Source organism: Kitasatospora cheerisanensis KCTC 2395, assembly GCF_000696185.1.
GTDB lineage: Bacteria > Actinomycetota > Actinomycetes > Streptomycetales > Streptomycetaceae > Kitasatospora > Kitasatospora cheerisanensis.
Window position 1 is genome coordinate 2519111 of record NZ_KK853997.1, and the last position, 14270, is coordinate 2533380.

The 14270-nt window shown below is 77.0% G+C and carries 10 protein-coding genes; 7 read left to right on the forward strand and 3 right to left on the reverse strand.

What is annotated here, in order from left to right; translation table 11 throughout:
• Entirely contained in the window at positions 1–744 is a 744-nt protein-coding gene (locus KCH_RS11255) for a zinc ribbon domain-containing protein (protein WP_035862140.1), read from the reverse strand.
• A gap of 33 nt (positions 745–777) precedes the next feature.
• Complete coding sequence (locus tag KCH_RS11260) at positions 778–1614, reverse strand: Nif3-like dinuclear metal center hexameric protein (RefSeq protein ID WP_035862142.1); 837 nt, start codon at positions 1612–1614, stop codon at positions 778–780.
• 476 nt (positions 1615–2090) lie between these two features.
• Between KCH_RS11260 and lanL the strand changes: the two genes are divergently transcribed.
• The 6 genes from lanL (at position 2091) to KCH_RS42450 (ending at position 11427) form a co-directional block, all read left to right on the forward strand.
• Positions 2091–4922 (forward strand): class IV lanthionine synthetase LanL, encoded by a 2832-nt coding sequence (lanL, locus tag KCH_RS11265; protein WP_051652967.1) that lies wholly within the window; start codon positions 2091–2093, stop codon positions 4920–4922.
• Positions 4919–6868, forward strand: a complete 1950-nt coding sequence (locus KCH_RS37140) for an alpha/beta fold hydrolase (RefSeq protein ID WP_051652968.1) — start codon at positions 4919–4921, stop codon at positions 6866–6868. Before lanL ends, KCH_RS37140 begins: the two co-directional genes overlap by 4 nt.
• A 253-nt stretch (positions 6869–7121) precedes the next feature.
• Positions 7122–7265, forward strand: a complete 144-nt coding sequence (locus KCH_RS41210; protein WP_157031998.1) for a VenA family class IV lanthipeptide — start codon at positions 7122–7124, stop codon at positions 7263–7265.
• A 113-nt stretch (positions 7266–7378) separates the two neighbouring features.
• The gene (locus tag KCH_RS11275) at positions 7379–9040 is read left to right on the forward strand and encodes an ATP-binding cassette domain-containing protein (RefSeq protein WP_051652969.1); all 1662 of its coding nucleotides are present in this window, start codon (positions 7379–7381) and stop codon (positions 9038–9040) included.
• Between the two features lie 883 nt (positions 9041–9923).
• Positions 9924–11111: an ATP-binding cassette domain-containing protein gene (locus KCH_RS43290; RefSeq protein WP_051652970.1), complete on the forward strand. Its 1188-nt coding sequence runs from the start codon at positions 9924–9926 to the stop codon at positions 11109–11111.
• A gap of 163 nt (positions 11112–11274) precedes the next feature.
• Positions 11275–11427, forward strand: coding sequence for a hypothetical protein (locus KCH_RS42450; protein ID WP_167574034.1), 153 nt, complete (start codon positions 11275–11277; stop codon positions 11425–11427).
• Positions 11428–11561: 134 nt separating this feature from the next.
• On the opposite strand, the gene KCH_RS11285 is transcribed toward KCH_RS42450, so the two are convergent.
• On the reverse strand, positions 11562–12641 hold the full coding sequence (locus KCH_RS11285) for an alcohol dehydrogenase catalytic domain-containing protein (RefSeq protein WP_035862145.1): 1080 nt from the start codon (positions 12639–12641) through the stop codon (positions 11562–11564).
• A gap of 270 nt (positions 12642–12911) precedes the next feature.
• Between KCH_RS11285 and KCH_RS11290 the strand changes: the two genes are divergently transcribed.
• Positions 12912–14231: a M48 family metallopeptidase gene (locus tag KCH_RS11290; RefSeq protein ID WP_051652971.1), complete on the forward strand. Its 1320-nt coding sequence runs from the start codon at positions 12912–12914 to the stop codon at positions 14229–14231.
• Positions 14232–14270: the final 39 nt, after the last annotated feature.

Sequence of the window (14270 nt, forward strand, 5' to 3'; positions counted from 1 at the left end):
TCAGACGCCCGACTCGCCGGTGCGGACCAGGATCCGGCCGCAGTTCTCGCAGCGCAGCACCTTGTCCGCGGGCTCGGCCTTGATCGCGTTGAACTCGGTGATCGAGAACTCGGTGCGGCAGCCCTCGCAGCGGCGCTGGTACAGGCGGGCCGCGCCGACGCCGCCCTGCTGCTCGCGCAGGCGCAGGTAGGCCTTCATCAGGTCGGCGGGGATCACGTTGGCGACGGCCTCGCGGTCGCGGCGGACCTTCTCCGCCTCGGCGTCGATCTCGGCGAACTTGGCGTCGCGGCGGCCCTCGGCCTCGGCGACCACCACGGCGGAGTGCTCCAGGCGGGCGGTCAGCTCGGTGACCCGGGTCTGCGCGGACTCCAGGCGCTCCATCACCTCCAGGACGACGTCCTCCAGGTCGCCCTGGCGCTTGGCCAGCGAGGCGTTCTCGTGCTGGAGGTTCTCCAGGTCCTTCGGCGAGGTGACCGCGCCGGAGTCCATCCGCTGCTGGTTGCGGGCGGCCCGGCTGCGGACCTGCTCGACGTCCGCCTCGGCCTTGGCCTGCTCGCGGGTGGTGTCGCCGAGCTGGGCCTGGGCGGCGACCACCAGGTCCTTGAGGGCGGTGTGGTCGGCGGTGGCCTTGTCGATCTCGGCGTGCTCGGGCAGGCTGCGGCGCCGGTGGGCCAGCTGGTCGAGGCGGGAGTCGATGGCCTGCAGGTCGAGCAGGCGGATCTGGTCGGCGGGCGCGGCGTTCACGCGGGATGGCTCCTGTGTTGGTTCGACGGGGTGTCAGGGGGTGTACGGCATCGGCGCGTGCGCCGTCCACGGGTCGGTGACCCGGGTGGAGACGCGGGTCTCCAGCTGCCGATCGCGGTCGGCCGTGCGGCTGGTGAGCTCGCGGGCGGCGAGGGTGAGCCAGGGCCACTCGGTGGCCCAGTGCGCCGCGTCGACCAGGGCGACCGGCGCCGCCTCGGTGGCCTCGGACGCGGGGTGGTGGCGCAGGTCCGCGGTGAGGTAGGCGTCCACGCCGGCCCTGCGGGCCTCGGCGAGGAAGGAGTCGCCGGAGCCGCCGCAGACCGCGACCCGGCGCACCGGCCGCTCCGGGTCTCCGGCGGCGCGCACGCCCGCGGCGGTGGCGGGCAGTCCGGCGGCGACCCGGGCGGCGAACGCGCTCAGCGTCATCGGCTCCGGGAGTTCGCCGATCCGGCCGCTGCCGCGGCGGCCCGCCGGGTCGGTCGGGTCGGCCACCAGCGGGCCGGTGACCTTCAGTCCGACGGCCTCGGCGAGGGCGTCGGAGACGCCCGGGTCGGCGTGGTCGGCGTTGGTGTGCGCGACGTGCAGCGCGATGTCGTGCTTGATCAGGGTGTGCACCACCCGGCCCTTGAAGCCGGTCGCGGCGACCGTGGTGGTGCCGCGCAGGTAGAGCGGGTGGTGGGTGACCAGCAGGTCGGCGCCCCACTCGACGGCCTCGTCCACGACGGCCTGCACGGGGTCGACGGCGAACAGCACCCGGCCCACCTCGGCCTCGGGGTCGCCGCAGACCAGGCCCACCGCGTCCCAGGACTCCGCCCACTGCGGGGGGTAGATCTCTTCGAGCACGGCGATGACGTCGGACAGTTTCGGCACCTGTCGAGACTACCGCGTGCCACGGCCCCGCCCGGCCGGGCCCGTCCCGGGCGGTCCGGCGCCCGTCCCGCGGGCGGCCCGCACAGGTGCGCGTCAACCCGTTGCGGTGCGGCGGGTCGGCGCGCCGGCGGACGTCCGCGCGGCCCGGCGGTGCGGGGAGGGCCGGTGGGGGCCGGGAACGCCCTGCCCACACACCCCCGGGCGAACGCATTAGAAAACGAAACTCGATCACCCTTAAGAGTGAAGTGACCCGGTCGGTGTTGAGTCACCCCCTCCCCGAAAGTAACTTCAGTCCTGCGAACGAGAGTTGCCTCGGCCAGGGGGGTCGAAAGGGCGACCGACCGGAATTCCCGCGGAATTCCGGCGGCGCGGGCGAGCCTCTCGTGACTTCCGCAGACCGGAGCCGGTCGAGTCCACCGTGAAGGGGTGTGAAGCAGATGGGGGCGGACACACCGCTGCACAGGACCGGGGGGCCGGTGCCGGTCGACGACGTGCCGACCGCGGACGGCACGTTGGTGGAGGTGGCGCGGGCGGCCGTGGCCGGCAGCAGGGCCCGGGGAGGCGACGGCGACTGGACGGTCGCGGTCGAGGGCTTCTGGTGCACGGTCCGGCCGCCCGGCCGCGAACTGCCCGAGCAGGGCTGGAAGCTGCACGTCGCCGCAGCCTCCACGGTGGCCTGCGAGGTGCTGGCCGCGGTCGCCGCGGTGCTCGCCGCGGATCCGTGCGCGTTCAAGTTCGCCGCCGACCGGGAACGCCTGCACGAAATCAATTCCCGCAACAGCGAACGGGGTTCGGCCGGGAAATTCATCACCGTCTATCCGGACGGCGACGAACAATTCCTCCGGCTCGCCGAGGAACTCCACCGCGCCACCGCCGGAATGCCCGGGCCGGCGATTCTCTCCGACCGCCCGTACCGTCCCGGCAGCCTGGTGCACTACCGGTACGGCGCGTTCGCCGGCCGCGCGCTGCTGGGGCACGACGGCGCGTACCGCTCGATGCTGCGCGGCCCGGACGGCGAACTGGTCGAGGACGTCCGCGCGGCCACCTACCGCCGCCCGCCGTGGGCGGTCGACCCCGTCGAGGGGACGGGATCGGCCGCCGGCACCGGGCAGGTACCGGCGCAGCCCGGGCCGGAGGCCCGGCGGCCGGCCGGGGTGCTGCTGGACGGCCGCTGGGCGCTCACCGCCGCACTGCGGCACAGCGCCAAGGGCGGCGTGTTCCTGGGCACCGAGCCGGCCACCGGCGCCGAGGTGGTGGTCAAGCAGGCCCGGGCGCACATCGAGGTCGACCGGGCCGGCACCGACGCCCGCGACGCGCTCCGGCACGAGGCCGAGCTGCTCGGCCGACTGGCCGACAGCGGCTTGACACCGCGGGTGCACGCCCTGGTCGAGCAGCAGGACTCGCTCTTCCTGGTGCAGGAGCGCGTCCCCGGGCAGTCGCTGGGCAGTTGGGTGGCCGCCCGGCTGCGCCGGGACGGCACCCCGGACGTGCCGTGGGCCGAGGCCGGCCCGATGGCGCTGGCGCTGCTCGACCTGGTGGCGGGCGTCCACCGGCGCGGCCTGGTGCTGCGCGACCTCTCCCCCGGCAACGTGCTGGTCGGCCCGGACGGCGCCGTGCGCCTGGTCGACCTCGAACTCGCCGTCCCCGCCGGGACGGTGGCCGGGAACGCCGGCACCCCCGGGTACCGCGCCCCCGAGCACTCCGGCCCGCACCGCACCGGCGTCGCCGACCCCGGCGCCGACCTGTACGCGCTCGGCGGCCTGCTCTTCCTGCTCGCCACCGGCCACGACCCGCTGCTCCCGGACGACCTGCCGTCGGCCCGCCCGGTCGCCGACCGCCTCGGCCGCTGGCTGTCGCTGGCCGCCCGCGACGGCCTGACCGCCCGCCGGCTGGCCGCGCCGGTGCTCGGACTGCGCGCCGAGCGGGCCGGGCACCGGTGGAGCCTGGACCGCGTCCGGGCGGAGCTCACCGGCACCCCCGGGCCGGCCCCGCAGCCCGCCGGCCCGCCGCCGCTGGACCGGCTGCTGCACGACGGACTGCTCCACCTCGCGGCCACCGCCGCCCCGGAGCGGCGCGACCGGCTGTGGCCGACCGTCCCGGCCGGGCAGCTCACCGACCCGTGCAACGTGCAGCACGGCGCGGCCGGCGTGCTGGCCCTGCTCGCCCGGGCGAGCCTCGCCCCGCTGCCCGAGGCCGCCCGCAGCCGGGCCCGGGCCACCGCCGCGACGGCCGCCGACTGGATCGAACGGCGCTGCGCCGCCGAGCCCGTGGTGCTGCCCGGCCTGCACTTCGGCCGCTCCGGCACCGCCTGGGCGCTGTTCGACGCGGCCGAGGCGCTCGACGACCCCGGCCTCGCCGAACGGGCCGCCGGGCTGGCCGCGAAGGTCCCGCTCGGCTGGCCCAACCCGGACGTCTGCCACGGCGCCGCCGGCGCCGGCCTCCTCCAGTTGCGTGCCCACCGCGCCACCGGGGCGCGCCTGTTCCTCGACCGCGCCGCGCACTGCGCCCGCACCCTGCTGGCCGCCGCCCGCACCGAGCCGTACGGGACGGTGTGGCCGGTGCCCGCGGACTTCGACTCGGCGCTCGCCGGGGCGGTGCACCTCGGCCACGCGCACGGCGTGGCCGGAGTGGGCGCCTTCCTGCTGGCCTGCGCCGACCGCATGACCGACACCGGCGACGCCGAACTCTTCGGCCCGGCGCGGGAGTTGCTGGCCGGTGCGGAGCGCGCCGCGCAGACCCTGGCCGCGACCGCGCGGTGGGACGGCGAGGCGGCGTGGTGGCCGCAGAGCCACGGCGACCCGGCGCACGTCCGGCTGGCGCACTGGTGCAGCGGCTCGTCCGGCGTCGGCGCCTTCCTGGTGCGGTTCTGGCAGGCCACCGGCGACGAGAAGGCCCGCCGGCTGGCGCGGGCCGCCGGGCAGGCCGTGCTGAACGGCCGCTGGCACAGCGGGGTCTCCGCCTGCCACGGGCTGGCCGGCAACGGCGAGTACCTGCTCGACCTGGCCCGGGCCACCGGCGAGAGCCGCTTCGAGGACGGCGCGCACGAACTCGCCGCGCTGATCGCCGCCCGCGCCGCCCTGCGGGACGGGCTGCTGGTCCTCCCCGACGAGACCGGCACCGCCGGCACTCCCGCGTACGGCACCGGCACCGCCGGGCCGCTCGCCTTCCTGCTCCGCCTGCGGCACGGCGGCCCCCGGCTCTGGTCCGACCCCGAGCCGTACCGCGCCACGCCGCCCTCCCGGAGCGGCCCTCAACTGCCTTCCTCTGCCAGCCCGTTGCCCGCCCGACCCGCAGGAGGCCCCCGATGAGCACGGCGACCGTGCGTACCTCGCCGCAGGCGTTGCGGCGGCTGAGTTTCACCTTCTCCGGGGACGGCTCGCACGCCGCCTGCCTGGCCGCGGGGGCCGACGGCGGCTGGTACGTGGAGAGTTGGCGGCTGCCCGAGCACGGCGCGGCGGAGCCGGTGGCGCTGCCGCTTCCGGACGGGCGGGCGGAGAGCCTGCGTTCGCAACTGGTGGCACTGCCGGACGGGCGGGTGCTGGTGTGCCGGCACGACGGCGACCGGCACGCGGTGGTGCTGCTGACCGCCGGGGAGCCCGGCCGGCCCGCGGCCGAACTCCCGTTGACGGCGGTGCGGTTGCCGGGCCTGCGGATGCTGCCGATGCCCGGCCCGGCGGGCGCGGCGGACGCCCCGGTGGCGGTGTTGCTGGGCACCGACACCCGCCCGGTGACCACGGTGCGGCTGCTGGCGGCGGACGGCTCCGAGCCGCGCGAGGTGGCCGAACTGCCGGGGCTGTACGGCGGCGGGGTCTGGCTGGAGCGGACCGGGCGGCTGCTGGCGCTGGACCGGGTGGCCGGCGGGACGGTGAAGACCGTCGTGCTGGACCTCCGACTCGGCACCACCACCCCGCTGTTGGAGCTCGGCGAGGCCAGCAACGACCGGCTGGTGCTGTTCGACCCGGCGACCGGCTTCGGGATGCTGCGCAGCGACGCGCCGGGCGCCGACCGGCTGGGCTGGGCGCTGATCGGCGGCAGCGAGCCGGTGCGCTTCCCGGACTGCCTGCACCAGCCGGGCCGGCTGCTGCGGCCGATCGCGCTGGCCCCGCAGGAGCCGGGCGCGGAGCCGCGGGTGGTGCTCCAGGTGGACCACGGCGCGGCGTCCTCGCTGGTGCTGTGGCACCCGGGCAGCGGGCGGCTCGACCCGCTGCCGGTGCCGCCGGGCCGGCTGGGCGCGATCGGGCACTGGTCGCCCGCGGGCCTGCGGATGCCGTACTCGGCGCCGGACCGTCCGGCCGCGCTCGCCACCGTGGACATCGACGCGCTGCTGACGGCACGTCCGGCTCCGGCGGCCGCCCCCGTGCCGCTCCCGCTGTCGCTGGCTCCGCTCAACGGCCTTCCGCCGCAGCAGGGTTCGGCACCGGCCGGCTGGCGGCTGGACGGTTCGACCCCGCCCGGGGACGGCGGCCGGTGGCGGCCCGCGCAGTGCCTGGAGCTGGCCGGGCCGACCGGTCCGGTCGAGGCGGTGGTGTACGGCGGCGAGCAGTGGCTGTCCGCCCCGCACCTGGTGCTGGCGCTGCACGGCGGCCCGGCGGACGCCTGGCGGCTGGAGTTCGACCCGGCGCTGCAGCGGATGGCCTCGGAGGGCCTGGCGGTGCTGGCCCCGAACCAGCGCGGTTCGACGGGCTACGGCACGGAGTTCGCGATGGCGATCCGCGGCGCGTGGGGCGGGCCCGACCTGGATGACGTCCTGGCGCTGCTGACGGGTGTGGCCGGGCAGCGGGCCGCCCTGGGGCTGGAGCCGCCGGCCCTGTTCGGCGTCAGCTACGGCGCGTTCCTGGCGCTGCTGGCGGCGGCGCACGCCCCGGTCGGGGCGGTGTCGCGGTGCGCGGTGGTGGCGCCGTTCCTGTCCGGCGGCCGGCTGCTGGCGGAGGCCTCGGCCCCGGTGCGGGCGCTGACCGGCCGGCTCGGCGGCGACCGTCCGATCGAGGACGACCGCGGCCCGCGGGACGTCCTGCAGCTCGCCGACCGGCTGCGCACCCCGCTGCTGATCCTGCACGGGGACCGCGACGAGGTGGTGCCGGTCGGTCAGTCCCGGTCGCTGCGGCACGAGTTGCTGCGGCTGGGCCGCAGCGAGGGGACGGACTTCCGCTACGTGGAGGCCGCGGGGGCGGGCCACGAGGTGCTCGCCGAGGAGGGCGCGGCGGTGCTGCACGAGCTGCTCGCGGGCTTCCTGCGCACCGGCAGACCGGCCTGACGGCAGCTGCCCCACCGGCCGGCGGCCCGACTCCGCCCCCGGCCGCTGCGTGACGCGCGCCCGCGCCGACGGGCCGTCATGCCGGATCGACACGCCTTCACAAGACTTCCCGCCGCGCGCGGGAGCCCGCCGGCCTGCCCGGCTGCGGCCCGGAGCGCGCGCGGCGGGGCCCGACCTGCGACGGGAAAACGCTTTCCGTCGCAGCCGTCGGACACGTCCGTGCCCGACGGAAACCGATAGGGGAGGAAACACCATGGAGAACATGACCGCGTTCGAGACCGACCTCGCGGCCCTGCAGGAGCTGCCGGAGCTGGAGTCGGTCGAGCTGGGCGGCCACGGCAGCGGGTGCCAGTTCACCTGTCTGCTGCTGACCTGCCTGATCTTCACCCTCAGCTGACGCCGGGGCACTCGCCCGGGCCGTGGCCGCTCCCGTTCGCGGGGGCGGGCACGGCCCGCGCCCCGGCCTCGGCCCGTCCGGATCTCTTCCCTTCATCTGCCTGGAGTTGTCTCGTGCGAGGCTGGTCGGTCGCGCTGACGGTGTCGGTACCACTGGAAGCCGCGGCGACACTGGCCCTGCCCGGGGCATCGGGGGCGGTCCTGGACGCGGTACTGGCGGGGCGTCCGTCAGGGTGGGCGATCGCCGGACTGGCGGCCCTGCTGGTGCTCGGTGCGGCCGCGGCGGCACTGGCTTCGGCGGCCGGTCCGGCCTGCTCGGCGGCGGACACGGTCGACCTGCGGGTCGGCCTGCTGCGCCGGGTGCTGTGGCTGCGGCCGTTCCCTTCGGCGGCGGAGCGGCCGGCCGGCGAGCGGCCCGGGGCGGGCGATCTGACGGCCCGTCTGGTCGGCGCGGCGGCGGACGCGGGCGCGGCGCGAGCGGCCCGGCTGGGGGCGGCGACCGCGCTGGTGACCTCGGCGGGCGCGGTGCTGGGCCTGGGGCTGCTGTCGCCGTGGCTGGCGGCGGCGTTCTTCGCCGGGGTGCTGCCCGGGGTGGTGCTGGTGCGCCTGTTCATGCGCACCGCGGAGGACGTCTTCGAGCGCTACCAGGCGGCGCAGGGCCGGCTCGCCGACCGGCTGTCGGACGCGCTGGCCGGCATCCGGACGGTGCACGCGGCGGGCGCGCAACGGCAGGAGGCGGCCCGGGTCCTGGCCGTGCTGCCCGAACTCGGCGACGCCGGACGGTCGTTGTGGCAGGCGCAGCGCCGGACGGTCGGCCGGGCGACGCTGCTGATCGCGGCCGTGGAGCTGACGGTGCTGGGCACGGCGGGCCAGCTGGTGGCGGCCGGGGAGCTGCCCGCCGGGGCGTTCGCCGCGGCGGCGGGGTGGGCGGCGCTGGGGCTCGGCTTCTTCGAGCAGGTGGAGGCCCTGGTCGGGGTGGCCCACGCACGGGCCGGGCTGTCCCGGGTCCGGCAGTTGGAGCTGTGGCCGACCGCGACTGCGGGCGGCCGTGAACTTCCGGACGGGCCGGGTGAGTTGGCCTTCCGTTCGGTACTGGTACGGGACGCCGAGGGGGCGGTGGTGTTCGGCCCGCTGGACCTGACCGTCCCGGCCGGCGCAACCCTCGCCGTGGTGGGACGGTCCGGCGCGGGCAAGTCCCTGCTGGCCGCGCTGGCGGGCGGGCTCCGGCTGCCGGACAGCGGAGCGGTCCTGGTCGACGGCGTGCCCGTGGCCGCACTCTCGGTCGCGGAGCGGAGACGGGCGGTCGGCTACGCGTTCGAACGGCCGTGGCTGGTCGGCCCGACGCTGGACGAGGCGCTGGAGGGCGCCGGGCCCGCCGCGATGTCCGCCGCGCGGGCCGACGGCTTCCTGGCCCGGCTCCCCCTGGCGGGACGCACTCCAGTGAGCGAACTCCGGTTGTCTGGGGGCGAGTTGCAGCGCCTCGGCCTGGCCCGACTGCTGGCCGCCGACTCCCGGGTGGTGATCACCGACGACGCGACCTCCCACCTCGACCTGGCCACCGAACACCAGGTCACCCAGGCCCTGGACACCGCCACCCGGGGCCGCACCCGCGTCGTCGTCACCCACCGTGCCGCCGTCGCCGCCCGCGCCGACCTCGTCGCCTGGCTCGACGCCGGCCGCCTCCGCGCCACCGGCCCCCACACCACCCTCCTCGCCGACCCGGCCTACCGCGCCGTCCTGACCGGCACGACGGCGGGGCAGGACGCGAGGAGCTGAGGCCGCCCGGGGTGGGGCCAATCACGGCCCCCGGAGGGTCAGTTGGCGCGGCGGGCTGCCCGTACCCCAGAGAATGGGCGCTGCCGTCGAGTCGGCCGCCGCGGGCCGCTGACGGAGCGTCGGTGACGGTGCGCCGGTGGGCGGCTGTCGGCAGGAGCACCGGACACACCGCGTGCCGGCACCGCTCCGCCGTCCTCACGGCACGCGCCATGGACAAGCAGCATCGACTATCGGAGGGGAGCGTTGCCGTGGGGCGGCATCGGAGGGCGGTGGCCGGGCAGGCCGTGCGGGGGCTGGTGGAGGTGGCACCGCGGGCGGCGCTGTGGCGGCTGGCGGGGTGGTCCGCGGTGGAGGCGGTGCCGGCGTTGTGTTCGGGGCTGCTGGTGGCAGCGGCGGCGGACCGCGGGTTTCTGGCGGGGCGGCCGTGGGTCGGGTTCGGGTGGCTGGCGGGGCTGGGGGCGGTGACGGCGCTGCGGGCGGTCGCGGCGCGGGCGGTGTTCCCGCATCTCGCGGAGGTGGTCGAGCCGCTGCGGGACGCGCTGGTGGCGCGGGTGGTGCGGGGTGCGCTCGCCCGGCCGGATCCGGACGGTCCGGCGGAGATCGCCCGGATCACCGAACAGGTCGAGTCTGCCCGGCAGTTGACGGCGACGCTGCTGCGCAGTGCGCGGGGTGTCGGGGTGGGCCTGCTGGCCGCGCTGGTCGGGTTGGGGCTGCTCGCGCCGGTGGTCCTGCCGCTGGTGCTGCTGCCGCTGCTGGTCTCGGGGGTGCTGTTCGCGCGCCTGCTGGGGCCGCTGGTGGCGCGCCGCCGGGCGGTGGTGCTGGCGGACGAGCGGATCGCCGCGGAGGCGGGCCGGGCGTTCGCGGGACTGCGGGACGTGGCGGCGTGCGGGCGCAGCAGCGGGTGGCGGAGCGGCTGGAGGCGCTGGTCACGGCCCAGGGCGAGGCGTTGCGGGCGGTGGGCCGGGCGGCGGCGGCCCGTTCGTCGACGGTGGCGGTGGGCGGGCGGCTGCCGCTGCTGGTGGTGGTGTGCGCGGCGCCGTGGCTGGTCGCCGACGGGTGGCTGTCGGCCGGTGAGGTGCTGGGCGTGGCGACCTACCTGTTGCAGCAACTGGAGCCGGCGGTGCGGACCTTGGCGGGCATGCTGGGCAGTTGGCTGCTCGATCTGGCCGTGGTGCTGGAGCGCCTCTCGTCCTCCACTCCACCGCACCCTCTCGCGGCGCCGGACACGTCGGTCCCACTCCCGTTGGCGGACGGCTCGTTGACCGTCCGTTCGCTGCGGTACGCGCACGCGCCGGGCGCCGATCCCGTCCTGGACGGGCTGGAGTTCACGGTGCCTCCGGGCGGGCGGCTGGCGGTGGTGGGGCCGAGCGGGACGGGGAAGTCGACGCTGGCGGCGCTGCTGGCCGGGATGCTGGCGCCGGACCGCGGTCACGTGCTGGTGGGCGGCGTGGAGTTGGCGAGGGTTCCGGGCGCCGGGCGGGCGTCCCGGCTGGCGCTGGTGCCGCAGGAGGCGTACGTGTTCGCCGGGTCGGTCCGGGAGAACCTGCGCTGGCCGTCCGGCGAGCAGTCGGACCGGGAACTCGCCGACGCGGCGGAGAAGTTGGGAGCCGCCGGGCTGCTGGCCCGGCTGGGCGGGCCGGACGGCCGGATCGCCTCGCCGGCCGCGCTGTCCGCCGGTGAGCGTCAACTGCTGGCGCTGGTACGGACGTTCGTCTCGCCCGCGCCGGTCGTCGTGCTGGACGAGGCGACCTGCCATCTGGACGCGGCGGCGGAGCGGCGTGCGGAGGAGGCGTTCGCGGAGCGGCCGGGGACGCTGGTGGTGGTGGCGCACCGGCTCGGGTCCGCGGTGCGGGCCGATCGGGTGCTGCTGCTGGACGGCGGCCGGGGCGTTCTCGCGGGGCACGGCGATCTGCAGGTGATCTCGCCGCTGTACCGGGAACTGGTCGGCCACTGGCGGGCGTCGATCGGGGTGGGCGGGCCGGCCGCCATGTCGGGGCCGGGGAGCGGGCGGCGTGAGAGCGGCGGGCGTGTGGCGGGCCGGGTTTCCGGGGCGCGACGCGCAGCGGTTTGAGTAGGCTCCGATCCGATCCGGCCGTTATCGTGGCCCCTTCGCGGGCCGTCCACGAGGACGGCCGGCTTCCTGCTGTCCGGGTCCCGGGCACACCGGTACGCCGAGGCGTACCCGGCGCACCTTTCCGCAGAGACCATCCATTCGCACGGAGAAGACTGACCTGATGTCCGAGTCCATCGACGACACCACCGAGCACGACCACCGCGCGCCCGGCGCCGACGAGACCGCCGACGGCGTGGCTCACGGCCGGCACCGGGGCACCACCGCCAGCGACGACAGCGCGGACGCGGACCCGCACGGCCGCCACCGCCGCTGACGTCCTGGTCGCCGCGGGCCGGACGGCCCGCCGCCCGACCACCTCGCACCGCCGACGCCCCGGGCCCGTCACCGTCCTGACGGGCCCGGGGGCGTCGGCCGTCGAGCCGCCGGGCAGCGGCCGGTGAGTGGCCGTCAGTCGAGGGTGAGCACGGTGCGCAGCGCCTCGCCGCTGCGCATCTGCCGGATCGCCTCGTTGACCTCGGCCAGCGGCAGCCGGTGGGTGATCATGCCGGCCAGGTCGAGCCGGCCGGCCCGCCACAGGTCGACGGCCCGGCCGGCGGTGCGGCGGACGTCGCCGCCGCCGTACATGGACGGCAGCAGGCGCTTCTCGTTGAAGAACAGTTCACCGAGGCTGAACGCCACCTTGTCGTCGGCCGCTCCGGCGCCGATCACCACCACCGCGCCGCCGCGCCGGGCGGCGTCGTAGCCGGCCCGGACGGTGGCGGAGCGGCCGACGGCCTCGAAGACGTAGTCGAAGCCGCCGCCGGGGACGCCGCGGGCCGCGGACTTGAGGTCCTCGGGGGCGATCGCCTCGGTCGCGCCGAAGCCGAGGGCGCGTTCGCGCCGGGACTCGACCGGGTCGACGACGGTGATCCGGGCCGCGCCGCAGATCCTGGCGCCCTGGACGGCGGCGATGCCGACGCCGCCCGCGCCGATCACGGCGACCGCCGAACCCGGCTCCACCCGGGCGGTGTTGACGGCGGCTCCGAGTCCGGTGGTGACGCCGCAGCCGATCAGCGCGGCCAGCTCGTAGGGCAGGTCGGCGGGCACCGGCAGCAGGGCGTCGGCGGCGACGACCAGCTCCTCGGCGAAGGTGCCGGTGCTGTAGAAGCCGTACGCGTCGGTGTCGCCGCCGACCCGGAAGGTCGGGGTGGACAGCCTGCGGAGCGAGGACACGCACAGGTGGGTCCGGCCGTGCAGGCAGGCGTGGCAGCTGCCGCAGGGCGGCATCCAGCAGAGCACCACCCGGTCGCCGGGGGCGAGGCCGGTGACGCCCTCGCCGACCTCGACCACCTCGCCGGCGCCCTCGTGGCCGGGCACGAACGGGGCGGGCTGCGGGAGCACGCCGGCCATCGCGGACAGGTCGGAGTGGCAGAGGCTGGCGGCGTGCAGCCGGACCCGGACCCTGCCCGGTCCGAAGCCGATCGCTTCGACGTCGTCGCGGACGTCCAGGGTGTCCTGTCCGGTCTTCTGCAGGATCGCTGCGCGCACGGGCTGCTCCCGGGGTGAGGGTCCACCGCCGGCGGGCGGCGGGCCCGGCTGCGGTGGGGCGGTTGGGGGCTACGGAGGGCGGGGCCGCGGCGGTGGAACACGTTCTACTCCGGGGCCGCCCTCTGGTATAGCGCATCGGTGCGGCCGGGCGGCAGCCCGCACCCACTCGTCCCGGCCCGCGCCCACTCGTCCCGGCTCGCGCGGACCGTCGGCACGCACCGACCGGAAACCGCTTTCCCGCTGTCCTCCGGCATGGCATGATCCGCCGCCATGTCCACCACCGAAGCCCCGGGCGACAGAGCCCCCGACGCCGACGGCCCTGCCGCCGCGGGCGCCTCTCCCACCGAGCGCTGCCCCGAGTGCCGCTCCGCACTCGTCGTGAACGAACGCTTCCCCACCTGGTGCCCGAACTGCGAGTGGAACCTGATTCCGCCCGGGCCCGCCGCCGACCCCCTCACTCCGCGTCAGCAGCGCCGCGCGGACCGGGCCGAACGCCGCGACGAGGCCGTCCGGCGCGACCTCCGGAACCGCAGCGAGCAGGTGTTCACGCTGGTGTCCGAGGGCGGCTCGGACCTCCGGGACCGCGCGACGACGGCCGCGTACGCGCTGGCCGGCGTGGTCCACCTGGTGTCGCTGACGGTGCTGCTGCTCGGTCTCGGTCTGGTCACCGGGCTGCTGCTGCCGGGCTGGCCGGGCCGGATCCTCGGGGTGATCGCGCTGGCCGTCGCCTTCCAACTGCGCCCCCGCCTGGGCCGCCCGGCCCGTGACGGCCTGCTGCCCCGGGCCGCCGCGCCGACCCTGTACGAGCTGGTCGACCGGGTCTGCGAGGCGGCGGGCGCGCCGAAGGTCGACACGATCGTGGTCGACGGGGACTGGAACGCCTCCTTCGCCGTGCTCGGCCTGCGCCGCCGCCGGCAGCTGACCATCGGCCTGCCGCTGTGGACGGTGCTGTCCCCGCAGCAGCGGGTCGCGGTGCTCGCGCACGAGATCGGACACTGCGTCAACGGCGACAACCGGCGCGGACTGTGGACCGGTTCGGCGCTCAACGCCCTGGTCGCGTGGTACCGGCTGACCCTGCCCGACTGGACCCGGAGCCGGAGCGGCTCGCTCGGGCTGATCGTGATGATCGCCGACGCGCTGGCCAACCGGGTCCTGTGGGTGCTGAACCGGACGGTGCGTGCGCTGGTGCTGCTGATGAACCGGCTGTGGCTGCGCTCCGGGCAGGCCGCCGAGTACCGGGCCGACCTGCTGGCGGTCCGGCTGACCTCGGTCGCCGACACCCGCGGCACGCTGACCGCGCTGCTGCACCGGCCGACCTTCGAGACGGTGCTGCACCGTCAGCGCGCCGTCCCCCGGCGGCGGCCGCGGCCGGCGGGCCCGCCGCGCCCGACCTGTGGCAGGCGCTGGCCGAGGCCGTCCGCACCGTCCCGCCGCTGGAGACCGAACGCCGGCTGCGGGCGGCCGCCCGGGAGGACAGCGCCGTGGACAGCTCGCACCCGCCGACCCACCTGCGGCTGCGGATGCTCACCGCCACCCCGGCCGAGCAGCACCGGCACCCGGTGGTGCTGGACGCCGGCCGGAGCGCGCTGATCGAGGCCGAACTGGCCGGCCGCCGCGAACGGATTGCCG

What these genes read in the sequence shown, in the direction of transcription:
- KCH_RS37140 (WP_051652968.1), top strand. Translation starts at nt 4,919, where the DNA reads ATGAGCACGGCGACCGTGCGTACCTCGCCGCAGGCGTTGCGGCGGCTG.
- KCH_RS41210 (WP_157031998.1), top strand. Translation starts at nt 7,122, where the DNA reads ATGGAGAACATGACCGCGTTCGAGACCGACCTCGCGGCCCTGCAGGAG.
- KCH_RS42450 (WP_167574034.1), top strand. Translation starts at nt 11,275, where the DNA reads ATGTCCGAGTCCATCGACGACACCACCGAGCACGACCACCGCGCGCCC.
- KCH_RS11290 (WP_051652971.1), top strand. Translation starts at nt 12,912, where the DNA reads ATGTCCACCACCGAAGCCCCGGGCGACAGAGCCCCCGACGCCGACGGC.